This is a genomic window from Rhizobium sp. H4, assembly GCF_003013335.1.
GTDB classification, from domain to species: domain Bacteria; phylum Pseudomonadota; class Alphaproteobacteria; order Rhizobiales; family Rhizobiaceae; genus Rhizobium; species Rhizobium sophoriradicis.
Genome location: NZ_PSOW01000014.1, coordinates 171,596 through 185,750, shown reverse-complemented (window position 1 = coordinate 185,750; position 14,155 = coordinate 171,596). Strand labels below are relative to the sequence as shown.

The following is a 14,155-nucleotide window of genomic DNA, read 5'->3' as shown; positions in this document are numbered from 1 at the left end:
GCCGGGTCGACGACGTGCTCAACGTCTCCGGCCACCGGCTCGGAACGGCGGAGGTGGAATCGGCGCTGGTCTCGCACAATCTGGTTTCGGAAGCTGCGGTCGTCGGTTATCCGCATGCGATCAAGGGCCAGGGCATCTATTGCTACGTGACGCTGATGGCCGGCCATGATGGTTCCGATACGCTTCGTCAGGAACTGGTCAAACATGTGCGCGCCGAAATCGGCCCGATCGCCTCGCCCGACAAGATCCAGTTTGCGCCCGGCCTGCCGAAGACCCGCTCCGGCAAGATCATGCGCCGCATTCTGCGCAAGATCGCCGAGGATGATTTCGGTGCTCTCGGCGATACCTCGACACTTGCCGATCCTGCTGTCGTCGACGATCTGATCGCCAACCGGCAAAACAAGGCGACGGCCTGACAAACACAGAGCCGCTCCGCCTCCAGGACCTGGGGCGGCTCACTTTACATTGCAGGCTGAATATTAGACGGCTGCACAAGGCCCGGGCTCGACAATCCTTGCTTAGAAATCGATCGCCCGGCCATTGACCTCGTAATCGCCGAAGCGGGCCGGCTCGGCTCCGCCGCGGCCGCCGATCTCCGGCGGCAGCTCCAGCGGCGTCCGGTTCTTTCGCCGCTCCTCGGCCTCGGCAAGTGCACGCTGGGCAGCCGGAGACAGCATTCTTCGCGGCGGCTCCGATCCTTCGGCCGTCGGCGTTTGGCTATTGTCGTTATCGGCGTCCTGCATGGCTTCTCCTGCCTGAAAACATTGAAAATGGCTGGTGAATAACCAAATCATAATGCGCCGTCGTTGGGATTGAAAGCTTGCGACGCCGAAATTGGAGTTGGAGATTCGCAATGAACCTCGTTCGCACTGCCATGTTGCTTGCCTTCATGACGGCGCTTTTCATGTTTGTCGGCTTCCTTATCGGCGGTCGGGGCGGCATGATGATCGCATTTCTCATTGCCGCCGGCATGAATTTCTTCTCCTACTGGAATTCCGATCGCATGGTGCTGGCGGCCTACCGCGCCCAGCAGATCGACGAGCGCAATGCGCCGGAATTTTTTGCGATCGTGCGCGATCTCGCCCGCAATGCCGGGCTGCCGATGCCGAAGGTCTATCTCTACGACAGCCCGCAGCCGAATGCCTTCGCAACCGGCCGCAATCCTGAAAATGCCGCGGTCGCCGCCTCGACAGGGCTGCTCCAGGCACTGTCTCCCGAGGAAGTCGCCGGGGTGATGGCGCATGAGCTCGCCCATATCCAGAATCGCGACACGCTGACGATGACGATCACGGCAACGCTTGCCGGCGCGATCTCGATGCTCGGCAACTTCGCCTTCTTCTTCGGCGGTAACCGCGAGAACAACAATCCGCTCGGCTTCATCGGCGTCCTCGTCGCCATGATTGTGGCGCCGCTTGCCGCCATGCTGGTGCAGATGGCGATCAGCCGCACGCGCGAATATTCGGCCGACCGCCGCGGCGCCGAAATCTGCGGCAATCCGCTCTGGCTCGCTTCGGCACTCGGCAAGATCGCCCGCGGTGCCGCCCATGTGCCGAACGAGGATGCCGAGCGCAATCCGGCGACGGCTCATATGTTCATCATCAATCCGCTCTCCGGCGAGCGCATGGACAATCTGTTTTCCACGCATCCGAACACGGAAAACCGCATTGCCGCGCTGCAGGAGATGGCGCAAAGCGGCATGAATGTCTCGACGGGACCGGTTCGTGCTGTTAATCCGACGCGCAAATCGCGCTCTGTTCCGAATACGGGTCGCGGTGGTTCGCAACCGCCAAGAGGTCCGTGGTCTTGAATTCAGACGGCACGAAAAAGCCATTCCGTAAACAGAAACCTTCCGCCGATCGGCCGGCCGACCGGTCGGCGCCTGTTAAGCCCGGCCTGCAAGCCCGTGCCGCGGCGGCAAAAATTCTCGCCGCTGTCGTCGACCGCAAGCTGCCGCTCGACGGCGCTCTCGATCACGAACATGGCAATCCTGCCTATAAAGCGCTCGGTGAAAGCGACCGGGCGCTTGTCCGCGCCATTCTGAACACGACGCTGCGTCATCTGCCGCGCATCGATGCGGCGATCGCCTCGCTGCTGGAATCGCCGCTGCCGGAGGGCGCGCGGGCGCTGCATCACGTTCTGGCAATCGGCGCGGCGCAGATTCTCTATCTCGACGTGCCCGACCATTCGGCCGTCGATCTTGCTGTCGAGCAGGCCAATCAGGATCCGCGCAATCGTCGTTTCGCCAAGCTGGTCAACGCCGTGCTACGCCGGCTCGGCCGCGAAAAGGAGGAGGTGCTGGCAGAGATCGGCAAGGTCGCGCCGATGCCGTCCTGGTTCCTTGCGCGGCTGGAAAAGGCCTATGGCCGGGAGGCAGCGCTGGCGATCTCGCAATCGCAGCTCGAACCGGCGGCGATCGATCTGACCGTCAAATCCGACGCCGAGGGCTGGGCAAAGAGGTTGAACGGCGTTGCCTTGCCCACCGGCGGCGTGCGGCTTGCCGCTTTCGATGGCGGCATTCCGTCGCTCGAGGGTTTCGATGAGGGCGCCTGGTGGGTGCAGGATGCAGCGGCAAGCATTCCGGCCAGGCTTTTCGGCGATCTCGCGGGCAAACGTGCGGCGGATCTCTGTGCTGCACCCGGCGGCAAGACGGCACAGCTCATCCTTGCCGGCGGCGCGGTCACCGCACTCGATCAGTCGGAAAGTCGGCTAAGACGGCTGCGCTCGAATCTCGACCGGCTTGGCCTGACGGCGGAAACGGTCGCGGCAGACCTGACGACATTCAAGCCGCCCGAAGGCTTCGATGCGATCCTGCTCGACGCCCCCTGCTCTTCCACCGGCACGACGCGCCGGCATCCTGACGTCTTATGGACCAAGGGGCCGGATGATATCGCCAGGCTGGCGGCGCTGCAGGAGCGCTTGCTGCGCCATGCACTGACCCTGCTGACGCCCTTGGGCATGCTGGTGTTTTCAAATTGCTCGCTCGATCCCGCCGAGGGCGAGGAGGTCGTCGCCCGTGTTCTTTCTGATACGGATGCAATCGAGCGCGTTCCGATCAATGCGGGCGACTGGCCCGGCCTTGAGGCAGCGATCACGCCGCTCGGCGAATTCCGCACGCTTCCGACCATGCTGAAGATGCCTGAGGGCATCGCCTCCGGCCTCGACGGCTTTTACGCAGCGGTGCTGCGACGAGCGAGCTGACCAACCTTAAAAGTCGGAGCAAACCATGCGGGGTTTAAACCCTCGCATCATCGCCACGGTGCGTTGTGAACCGTCGAATGATCTCAACTAAAATGCGGTAATTTGCATATATTCGAACTTTGTCACGAATTAATTCATTGCGGGCGATGAAATCGGCCGCTTTTCACCTATTCTTAACCACGAGGGTCAATAGACAATAGAATATGCAGTCCGGTCGGCGTTTTGCGAGCATGTATGTTCGGGAAGCTTGGCGGCGCGCCTTGCGCCGCGTCGCGTTGCTGCGCCTGAAGCTCTTTCGCCATTCGATCAAGGTGCCCGAGCGCCTGATCGTCGCGCCGACCGATCTTCGCGGCATCGATCCGCATGTGGCTGAAGAAATTCTCAACGGGCGGTTTCTTCTGGCCGGGCGCATGCTGGAAACGAACGGCAAATCGCCCTTCACTTTCACCCTGCCCTCGCGGCCCTTCGCGACCCGCCTCCACAGTTTCGGCTGGCTGCGGCATATGCGCGCCCACAAGACGGAACGCAGCGCCGCCGCCGCCCGCACCGTCGTCGACAGCTGGCTCTCGATCCATGCCGGCCGCATGGAAGGGATCGCCTGGGACACCGACGTCACCGCCCAGCGCGTCATCGCCTGGCTGTCGCATTCGCCTGTCGTGCTGCAGAATGCCGACCGCGGCTTTTATCGCCGCTTCATGAAGTCGCTGGCGTTTCAGGTGAGATTTCTGCAGCGCATGGCGCCCTATACGCTCGGCGGCCTGGAGTTGTTTCGCCTGCGCATCGCGCTCGCCATGGCGTCCGTTGCCATGCCGGCCCGCGCCTCCACGCTGAGAAGGGCGGCGCAGGCGCTCGATCGCGAATTCGATAGCCAGATTCTGCCGGATGGCGGCCATATCTCACGCAATCCGCGCGTCGGCCTTGAACTGCTGCTCGATCTGCTGCCGTTGCGGCAGACCTATGTCAATCTTGGCCATGAACTGCCGCAGAAGCTGATCTCGGGCATCGACCGCATGTATCCGGCCTTGCGGTTCTTTCGCCATCAGGATGGGGATCTGGCGCTTTTCAACGGCGCGACCTCGACGCTTGCCAACGAGTTGATGTCGGTGCTGAGATATGACGAGACCGCCGGCCAGCCGTTCAAAGCTTTGCCGCAGTCGCGCTATCAGCGACTTGCCGGGGGCAGGACGGTGATCATCGCCGATAGCGGCGCGCCGCCTGCAGGCGGCGCGGTGCGCACTGCGCATGCCGGCAGCCTTTCCTTCGAGATGTCGTCGGGCCGCCATCGCTTCATCGTCAATTCCGGCTCGCCGAAATTTGCCGGGCACCGCTATGTCCAGATGGCGCGCACGACCGCGGCGCATTCGACCGTCATCCTCAACGACACTTCCTCCAGTCGCTTTTCGCTCTCGCCTTTCCTCAACCATGCGATCACCGAACCGGTCAGGACGGTAACGGTCGAGCGTGCGGAGACGGAGGATGGACGCGACGGCATCAAGCTCAGCCATGACGGTTATGTAAGAGCATTCGGCGTGCTGCATGAGCGTGAGCTGACACTCAATGCCGCCGGCACGATCGTAACGGGCCACGACCGGTTGGTCGTCCGTGACGGATATGACAGCGACGAGCCCCTGAAGGCGGTCGCCCGGTTTCATATCCATCCTTCGATCGTGCTGCAGCAAAGCGACGGCGAGTCAGTGCTGCTGACTGCGCCGGACGGCGAAAGCTGGCTGTTTTCCGCCCCCGGCAACGAAGTGCTGATTTCCGAGGACATTTTCTTTGCCGACAGCTCCGGCATTTGCGGCTCGGACCAGATCGAGATCGACTTCGATCTTGCCGAGAAGACGGAAATCCGCTGGTTTTTATCCCGCAAGGGTTAGCGCCTGTTTGCGCGGCGGCGAAGCTGTGCTAACGCGGCGCAAGCAGAACCGAAGCCCGAACGGAGAAAGTTCATGGCCGTCATTTCCAAGAAAATCCCCGCACCGGACAAGGTCGAAATCAAGACCGCGCTCCTCTCCGTCTTTGACAAGACCGGCATCGTCGAGCTCGCCCAGGCCTTGTCTGAAAGAGGCGTGCGCCTGCTGTCGACCGGTGGCACCTACAAGGCGATCGCTGCTGCCGGTCTCGCCGTCACCGATGTCTCCGACATCACCGGTTTTCCGGAGATCATGGATGGCCGCGTCAAGACGCTGCACCCGACAGTGCATGGCGGCCTGCTGGCGATTCGTGACGACAGCGAACACCAGGAAGCGATGAAGAAGCACGGCATCGAGGCCATCGATCTCGCCGTCATCAACCTCTATCCCTTCGAGGAGGTGCGCGCGGCCGGCGGCGATTACCCGACGACCGTCGAGAATATCGATATTGGTGGTCCGGCAATGATCCGGGCATCGGCCAAGAACCATGCCTATGTGACGATCCTGACCGATCCCGACGATTATGCCGAGTTCAAGGAGCAGCTTTCGGCCGATGCAGGCAAGACGGCCTACGCCTTCCGCCAGCGCATGGCCGCCAAGGCCTATTCCCGCACCGCGGCCTATGACGCTGCGATTTCCAACTGGTTTGCCGAAGCGCTATCGATCGACACGCCGCGCCACCGCGTCATTGGCGGTGTGCTGAAGGAAGAGATGCGCTACGGCGAAAACCCGCACCAGAAGGCCGCCTTCTATGTGACCGGCGAGAAGCGCCCGGGTGTTTCGACGGCTGTCCTTCTCCAGGGCAAGCAGCTCTCCTATAACAATATCAACGATACCGACGCGGCCTACGAGCTGGTCGCCGAGTTCCTGCCGGAAAAGGCGCCTGCCTGCGCCATCATCAAACACGCCAACCCCTGCGGCGTCGCCACCGGCTCCAGCCTGGTCGAAGCCTATCAGCGGGCGCTTGCCTGCGATTCCGTTTCCGCCTTCGGCGGCATCATTGCGCTGAACCAGATATTAGACGGCGAAACGGCCGAAGAGATCGTCAAGCTGTTCACCGAGGTGATCATCGCCCCCGATGTCACCGAAGAGGCAAAGGCGATCGTCGCCCGCAAACCTAATCTCAGGCTCCTGTCCGCCGGCGGCCTGCCCGATCCGCGCGTTACAGGGCTGACGGCGAAGACCGTCTCCGGCGGCCTGCTCGTCCAGAGCCGCGACAACGGCATGGTCGAGGATCTGGAACTCAAGGTCGTCACCAGGCGCGCGCCGACGGCGCAGGAGCTCGAGGACATGAAGTTCGCCTTCAAGGTCGGAAAACACGTCAAATCGAATGCCGTGGTCTATGCCAAGGACGGCCAGACGGCCGGCATCGGCGCCGGCCAGATGAGCCGGGTCGATTCGGCCCGCATCGCTGCTTTAAAGGCCGAAGAGGCCGCCAAGGCGCTCGGCCTCGAGGTTCCGATGACAAAGGGTTCGGCGGTTGCCTCCGAAGCCTTCCTGCCGTTTGCCGACGGTCTTCTGTCGATGATTGCCGCGGGCGCGACGGCGGTGATCCAGCCGGGCGGTTCGATGCGTGATCAGGAGGTTATCGATGCCGCCAATGAACACGGCGTCGCGATGGTCTTCACCGGCATGCGCCACTTCCGGCACTAATTGGGCGTCTATGCCCGATCGGCCGGATAGGGCGTGCGGACGAGCAGCACCAGTCCGCCGGCGAGGAACAGGATCAGCGTCGCCATTCCGAGCCGCGGTGATCCGCTCATATAGGTCACCAGCGAAAAGAGCAGCGTCGCCATAAAGCTCGTGGCGCGCCCCGAAAGCGCATAGATGCCGAAGTACCGGCCGGCTTCTTCAGGGCTGACGCTGCGGGCGAGATAGGAGCGCGACGAGGCCTGGACCGGCCCGAAGGCGAACCCGATCAACAGGCCGTAAAGGATATAGGCCTTTTCCGCGGCGGTGCCGAAGAGGCCGCCGGAATCCGTCGTCGGCAACGCCACCAGGCCAAACATCGTGTAACCCGGCCCGGTCGAGATGATGCCGATGGTGGCGAGAAGCAGCATGGTGAGGCTGATAACAACCGTCACCTTCGAACCGACGCCCTTGTCGATGCGGCCGGCGATCAGGCAGCCGAAGATGGCGATGACGTTGAGGATGATGCCGTAAAGGCCGATTTCGATCGTTGCCCAGCCGAACATGCCGGCGGCAAAAACGCCGCCGAGGATCAGCAGGCCGTTGACGCCGTCCTGATAGATCATGCGGGCAATCAGGAATTTGAGGATGCCGCGCCGCTCTTTGAGTTCGCCGAGGGTGTTCCTGAGCTCCGACAGGCCGGCGCGGATGGCGGTGCCGAAGGGCAGGCCTCTGCCGACATCGGGCGTGAAGAAGAACATCGGCAGGATGAAGATCAGGTACCAGACGGCCGAGATCGGCCCGGTGATGCGTGCATCCTGGCCGGTCTTGGGATCAAGGCCAAAAAGCGGGTCGAGGCCGAGAACGGTCTTGCCGCTTTCCGGGCTTGCCGCCAGAAGCGTGACGACAGCAATGAGCACGATGATGCCGCCGAGATAACCAAGCCCCCAGGCGGTGTTGGAAAGCTTGCCGACCTCGTGCTTGGCGACCAGCCGCGGCATCATCGAATCATTGAAGACGATCGAAAACTCGGCCGAAATCGAGGCGAGGATCATGAAGATTACGGGATAGAGGACAGGCGAACCAGGGGCTGCGAACCACAGGCCGAACAGACTTGCGATCTTGACGACGGCGAAGAAGCCGATCCAGGGCTTGCGCGCGCCGGACTGGTCGGCGATCGAGCCGAGAACGGGCGAGAGCAGGGCGATGATCAGCGACGAGATCGTCGCCATGTTGCTCCAAGTCGTCTGCGCCGACACCGGGTCATCGGTCAGGCGGGAGACGAAATAGGGTCCGAAGATGAAGGTGGTGACCACGGTGAAGAAGGGCTGCGCCGCCCAGTCGAAGAACATCCACCCCCAGATGCCCTTCTCCGTGGCTTTCGGCGGCTGCGTTCCTGTCCAGTCTATGCGATTCAACATCCGCTCCTTTTTTGGCGGACTGTCTCACCTCGCCCGGTCGCGCGCAAGATCGGTCAGGATGCCGGCGGCCACGGTAATGCGCGCAAGATTGGGATCGCCGCTGTCGCTGAGGCTCGAAAGCTCTTCGACGATGCGGTTGATGCGGACGCGATCCTGGGCATGCCAGGCCTGGACGGGCAGCTTTTCCTTGCCGTGGTCGGACAGGGCCGAAATGACGATGTCGCGCCGGGCGCTGGCGATCTGGTCGATGCTGCGGGCGAGTGCCAGATTTTCGTAGTGGTCGGAGGTGAGGATCCGGCCACCGGCCGCAAGCAGCCGGGCGATCCGGAAGGTCTTCGACACCGCGAAATAATTTTCCGCAGCACGCACCAGCGGCTCGCCGGTGCGCTCGGCAATCTGCATGATCTCCGGCACCAGCGCGAAGCTCTGGAGGTTGGCGATCTCGGCAGCGAGCTTTTCTGGCACACCCGCCTGGACGTATTCCGCCTGTCGTGAGGCAGCATCGGCGGCTGCTTGTTCTGCAAAAGCAGGCCGCAACTTCTTAAGAGCGGCCTGCAGCCGGCTAATCACCTCGGCCATATCGGCCTTGGTCATGGCGGTCTTCAACAGCAGGCGCGTGAGAACAATAAAGCTGTGGCTGATTTCCTCGTAGATGCGGTTCTGCATCTCGCCCGATATCTTGCCGTCGAGCGCATCCGTCTCGGCCCAGAGTCGGGTGAGGTCGAAACCGTCACGCGCGACGATTGCGGCGCGCACCACTTCCGGCGCCGAAGCCGCCGTTGCATCCATCATCGCTACGATAAAGCTCGGCCCGCCGCGGTTGATCGCTTCGTTGGCTAGCACGGTCGCGATGATTTCACGCCGCAGGCGGTGGCTGGCGATATCGTCGGCGTTCGACTTCTGCATTTTGACCGGGAAATAATTCGACAGCGTCGACGCAAAATAGGGGTCGTCGGGCAGATCGCTTGCGGCGAGCGCGTCGAAGAGCACGATCTTGGCATAGGACACCAGAACGCCGATTTCCGGCCGCGTCAGCGGCTTGCCCGCCGTATAGCGTTCGGCGAGGGTCTGGTCGTCGGGCAAGGTCTCGACCTTGCGGTTCAGCTGGCCGGCGGCTTCGAGCACGCTCATGAAGCGGCCGAGCTCCAGCCCATTTGCCGTACCCTTGCGCTCCGTCAGCGAGATCGCCAGCGACTGGAGATAATTGTTGCGCAGCACGAGAGCCGCCACTTCAGCGGTCATCGACGAAAGAAGCTGATCACGTTTCGCCCGCGTCAGCCGTCCGTCATGCATCGCAGCCGCCAGCGCGATCTTGATGTTGACCTCGACGTCCGAGGTGTTGACGCCGGCCGAGTTGTCGATGGCGTCGGAATTGCAGCGCCCGCCCCTGAGGCCATAGGCAATGCGGCCCTTTTGCGTGACGCCGAGGTTGGCGCCCTCGCCGATCACCTTGGCGCGTACCTCCGCCGCGGTGATGCGGATCGGATCGTTGGCGCGGTCGCCGACCTCGGTATCGGTTTCGGAGGACGCTTTCACATAGGTGCCGATACCGCCGAACCAGAGCAGGTCGACCGGGCTTTTCAGGATCGCCGTCATGATCTCGAATGGCGTGGCCACGGCTTTGTCGATGCCGATTGCCGCGATCGCTTCCGGCGTCAGCGTCACCGATTTTGCCGCGCGGGAAATGATCATCGCACCTTTCGAAAGCATGTTTTTGTCGAAATCCTGCCAGCTCGAGCGCGGCAGGTCGAAGAGCCGCTGGCGTTCTGCCAGCGTCTTTTCCATGTCGGGATCGGGATCGATGATGATGTCGCGGTGGTCGAAGGCGGCGACCAGCCGGATCTTCGGCGACAGCAGCATGCCGTTGCCGAAGACGTCGCCCGACATGTCGCCGACGCCGGCGACGGTGAAGGGGGTCGTCTGGATGTCGATGTCCATTTCGCGGAAATGGCGTTTGACAGTTTCCCAGGCGCCGCGGGCGGTGATGCCCATCTTCTTGTGGTCGTAACCGGCCGAGCCGCCGGAGGCGAAGGCGTCGTCAAGCCAAAAGCCGGCTTCCTGCGCCAGCGCATTGGCGGTGTCGGAAAAGGTTGCCGTGCCCTTGTCGGCGGCGACGACGAAATACGGGTCGTCGCCGTCAAGCCTCACCGTATCCGTCGGCGGCACGATCTCGGCCCCGGAGATATTGTCGGTGATCGAAAGCAGGGTGCGGATATAGGTCTTGTAAGCCTCGCGGCCGGCATTGAAGATCTCGTCGCGGCTGCCGCCGAGGGGAAGCTTTTTCGGGTAGAAGCCGCCCTTGGCGCCGACCGGCACAATGACGGCGTTCTTTACCTGCTGCGCCTTGACGAGGCCGAGCACCTCGGTGCGGTAATCCTCGGCGCGGTCCGACCAGCGCAGTCCGCCGCGCGCCACCTTGCCGAAGCGCAGATGCACGCCTTCCACCTCGACGCCGTAGACGAACATCTCACGGAAGGGTTTCGGCTGCGGCAGTCCGTCGACCAGGTGCGGATCGAGCTTGAAGGCGAGCATGGATTTCGGCGAACCATCAGGGTTCTTCTGGAAATAGTTGGTCCGCAGCGTGGCGTCGACGATGTTGACGTAGCGGCGCAGTATGCGGTCGTCGTCGAGACTTGGCACCTCGGCGAGCTCGGCCTCGATCCCCTGGTGCAGCTCGGCAAGCTTCTTCACGCGGGCCTTCTCCGGCAGCTTGGGATCGAGCGTGTCGTGGAACAGCCGGAAAATGGCGGCGGCGACGCCGGGATATTTGTCGAGCGTCGTTGCGATATAGTCCTGCGAATAGGCGATGCCGGCCTGGCGGAGGTAGCGCGCATAGGCGCGCAGCACATTGGTCTCGCGGGCCGAGAGCCCCGCCGAAAGGATCAGCCGGTTGAAGCTGTCATTGTCGATCGTGCCGGCAAAGGCGGCGACGAAGGCTTCCTCGAGGGCGGCGCCATAGCGCTGCAGGTCGATGTCGCGGCCGTTGCGGGTCTCGAGCTCCATGTCATGCAGCACCACGAGTTTGGGTTGACCGTCAGCAACCGGCACTCCGATATCGAAGGTGCGTTCGCTGACGACATTGAAGCCTAGATTCTCGAGAAGCGGCACACGCCGCGACAGCGCCAGCTGGCCGCCGGCGTGGAAGATCTTCAGCGAGAGGATGCGGCTCTGGTTTTCCTGACGATGATAGAACTGGATGCGGATCGGCTCGCCGGCGGCGCAGGCACCGATATCGGCGAGGTCGGCGACGGTTTCCTCCGGGGTGAAGGAATCCTGAAAGGCCTGGTCGACTGATATTTTCGGCGCTTTCGGCCCGGCTAGCGCTTCGAAACGGTCGTCCCAGCGGGCGGTGATTTCACGGATCGTCTGCTCGAGCTTCGCCTGCGGAATGCGGGGCGTCTTGCCGCCGGAGCGGCCGATGATGAAATGCACGCGCGCCACGCCGCCTTCGGGGAAAGCCGGATAATAGGCAGAGACACGGCCGTCATAGACGGTCTTCAGATAGGTGCCAATCCGCTCGCGCACGATCGAGTCGTATTCCTCGCGCGGCACATAGACGATCACCGAGACGAAGCGGTCGAAATGGTCGATGCGCGGCAGGACGCGCACGCGCGGCCGGTCGGCCAGATCGTTGATCTGCTCGGCAAAGCTGGCAAGCAGTGTCGTGTCGATCTGGAAAAGATCATCGCGCGGATAGGATTCCAGCGTGTTATCAAGCATGCGGCCGGAATGGCTCATCGGGTCGAAGCCGAAATGCTCCTTCACCTTTTCGATCTTGGAACGCAGCAGCGGGATTTCCGAGGCGAGCGACGTATAGGCTGTCGAGGTGAACAGGCCGACGATGCGCAGTTCGCCGGTGACATTGCCCTCGGCGTCGAAACGCTTGACGCCGACATAATCCATATAGGCGCGGCGATGGACGATCGATTTCACATTTGCCTTGGTGACGATCAGGAAGTCGGGGCCGTCGAGGAAGGCGAGGATCTCAGGCGTCGTCGTCACGGCATCCTTGCCGGTACGCAGCACCCGAACATCGGGATTGGAGAGGATGCCGAGGCCCGTGCCCTTGTCGCGCTCGACCTTGGCATCGGAACCCTTGCCGGAATAAACATATTCGCGCATGCCGAGGAAGGTGAAATTCTCGTCGCGCAGCCAGTTGAGGAACGCCAGCGCCTCGGCGTGTTCGGCCTTCCTGCGGCCGGCGCCATTGGCCGAAAGCTCGTCGATTACCACGTCGAGCTTGGAAAGCATCGGCTTCCAGTCCGAGACCGACAGACGGACCTGTTCGAGCACGGTCTGGATACGTTTGACGAGATCGGCCGCCTGGCTGGAATTCAGCGGGGCGATATGGAGCTGGATATGGCTGACGCGTGTGGCGGGATCGCTCGGCTGATCGGCGGAATAGAGCGTAGGCGCTTTGCCCTTTTCCATCACCAGGATGGGATGCACGGCCATGAAGAGATCGCGGTGGGTACTCGTCACTTCACCCATTACCGATTCATAGAGAAACGGCATATTCCGGTCGGTCACCGAAAGCACCGAGACGGCAATGCCGTCAGGGGCCACACCGCCGATGGTGTCGATACTGACGCGCGGCGTCTTGCCGTTCCAGGCGGCAAGTTCTTTTGCCGAATGCACGGCAGAAAGCGCCAGCATTTCAGGCGTGTAGCGTTCGAGATCGTCATTGCTTGCCCGGCCGAAGAGAATTTCCGGATCGAGACGGGCCTCGCCCGTCGCCTTGGCGACCTTACGCGCGCCTTCGATCTGTTTTTCCCGTTTCGGATTGTTTCTGGCAGCCATGGATCGCCTCCCGCAATGGACTGATTTTCTGCAAGCTAGCAGAAGATTCTTCGAAAAAATCTCTAAAATAGGGGCCAGCGCGATGGTTTTGACGCTTTTTTGGCGCCGGAAATGGGAAATTGTCGGAGATTTTTCCGATTTCGTAGCCAAAACACACGTCGACGGCCATCTTTTCCCTTTTTCTTTCGCCGCACATTTCCATGCGCAGATTAAGAATGGTTGACAGCGTGGCGTCAAAAAGATCATCAAACGCCATCATCATGCGGACCTTGATACCATGTCGGAAAATGCAGCGGGCGCAGTCATCGTCATCTCCAGCCATGTCGTGCGCGGCTCGGTCGGAAATCGAGCGGCGGTCTTCGCACTGGAGACGCTCGGCCATCCGGTCTGGGCGCTGCCGACCATCATCCTGCCCTGGCATCCCGGCCATGGCCGTTCGACGCGGCTGACATTTGCGGAAGCCGATTTCGACGCGGCGATCGACGATTTGATCCGTGCGCCCTGGATCGGTGAAGTCCGCGCGGTGCTTTCGGGCTATTTGGGCAATGCCGCCCAGGCGCGCTCCGTCGCCCGGCTGATCGCTGCACTGCGCCAGAACAATCCCGAACTGCTCTATGTCTGCGATCCCGTGATGGGCGACCTCGGCGGCCTCTACGTGCCGGAAGCAACGGCCGAGGCCATTCGTGACGATCTCATCCCGCTCGCCTCGCTGGCGACGCCGAACCGCTACGAGCTCGCCTGGCTGTCGGGAGCAGCGCTTGACGACAACAGCGCGATCATGGAGGCGGCGCTGGCGCTCGGGCCGTCGCGTATGCTCGTCACCTCGGCGGTGCCGATGATGGCGGGTGGTACCGGCAATCTCTATCTTTCCGGCCGTCACGCGCTTCTTGCCGAGCACCGCGTCGTCGAGAACCCGCCGAACGGTCTCGGCGACCTGCTCGCCGCGGTTTTCTTGTCGCGCCTGCTATCCGGTCTTGAGGATGAAAAGGCGTTGCAGCTTGCCACCGCCAGCGTTTTCGAAGTGCTGGCGCGTGCCGTCAAGCGCGGCAGCAACGAGTTGATGCTGGCAAGCGACGCGTCAAGCCTTTCGAGGCCGATGGCGATGGTGCAGATGCGCCGGCTCGTGCATCCGGCGCAGCGGCGGAAAAAATGATGCGTCTGCCAGTGTGCTCATTTTGCGGTGCAGCAGTTGAT

The 14,155-nt window shown here is 62.3% G+C and carries 9 protein-coding genes and 1 pseudogene; 6 read left to right on the top strand and 4 right to left on the bottom strand.

Annotated features, from left to right (window positions below):
* Positions 1-416: pseudogene (locus C4N04_RS22015) on the top strand (acetyl-coenzyme A synthetase); the annotation flags it as partial.
* 102 nt (positions 417-518) lie between these two features.
* Here the strand turns inward: C4N04_RS22015 and C4N04_RS22010 are convergent.
* Entirely contained in the window at positions 519-743 is a 225-nt protein-coding gene (locus C4N04_RS22010) for a DUF1674 domain-containing protein (RefSeq protein WP_096762116.1), read from the bottom strand.
* Between the two features lie 110 nt (positions 744-853).
* On the opposite strand from C4N04_RS22010, the gene htpX reads away from it, so the two are divergent.
* The 4 genes from htpX (at position 854) to purH (ending at position 6,764) form a co-directional block, all read left to right on the top strand.
* Positions 854-1,807, top strand: coding sequence for a zinc metalloprotease HtpX (gene htpX, locus C4N04_RS22005; RefSeq protein WP_077992418.1), 954 nt, complete (start codon positions 854-856; stop codon positions 1,805-1,807).
* Positions 1,798-3,198 carry an RsmB/NOP family class I SAM-dependent RNA methyltransferase gene (locus C4N04_RS22000; protein WP_106797025.1) on the top strand — a complete coding sequence of 467 codons (1,401 nt, stop codon included), beginning with the start codon at positions 1,798-1,800 and terminating at the stop codon, positions 3,196-3,198. The genes htpX and C4N04_RS22000 overlap by 10 nt, the downstream gene beginning before the upstream one ends.
* 203 nt (positions 3,199-3,401) lie before the next feature.
* Positions 3,402-5,075, top strand: coding sequence for a heparinase II/III family protein (locus C4N04_RS21995; RefSeq protein ID WP_077992416.1), 1,674 nt, complete (start codon positions 3,402-3,404; stop codon positions 5,073-5,075).
* Between the two features lie 72 nt (positions 5,076-5,147).
* Entirely contained in the window at positions 5,148-6,764 is a 1,617-nt protein-coding gene (purH, locus tag C4N04_RS21990) for a bifunctional phosphoribosylaminoimidazolecarboxamide formyltransferase/IMP cyclohydrolase (RefSeq protein ID WP_106797024.1), read from the top strand.
* An 8-nt stretch (positions 6,765-6,772) separates the two neighbouring features.
* On the opposite strand, the gene C4N04_RS21985 is transcribed toward purH, so the two are convergent.
* The 3 genes from C4N04_RS21985 to C4N04_RS21975 are packed head-to-tail and all read right to left on the bottom strand — an operon-like array spanning position 6,773 to position 13,223.
* Positions 6,773-8,161: an MFS transporter gene (locus tag C4N04_RS21985; RefSeq protein WP_106797023.1), complete on the bottom strand. Its 1,389-nt coding sequence runs from the start codon at positions 8,159-8,161 to the stop codon at positions 6,773-6,775.
* Positions 8,162-8,185: 24 nt separating this feature from the next.
* Positions 8,186-12,961 (bottom strand): NAD-glutamate dehydrogenase, encoded by a 4,776-nt coding sequence (locus C4N04_RS21980; protein WP_106797022.1) that lies wholly within the window; start codon positions 12,959-12,961, stop codon positions 8,186-8,188.
* Positions 12,909-13,223: a hypothetical protein gene (locus C4N04_RS21975; RefSeq protein ID WP_245425645.1), complete on the bottom strand. Its 315-nt coding sequence runs from the start codon at positions 13,221-13,223 to the stop codon at positions 12,909-12,911. Before C4N04_RS21975 ends, C4N04_RS21980 begins: the two co-directional genes overlap by 53 nt.
* 15 nt (positions 13,224-13,238) lie before the next feature.
* Between C4N04_RS21975 and pdxY the strand changes: the two genes are divergently transcribed.
* On the top strand, positions 13,239-14,114 hold the full coding sequence (pdxY, locus tag C4N04_RS21970; protein ID WP_106797021.1) for a pyridoxal kinase PdxY: 876 nt from the start codon (positions 13,239-13,241) through the stop codon (positions 14,112-14,114).
* The last annotated feature ends 41 nt before the right edge of the window (positions 14,115-14,155 follow it).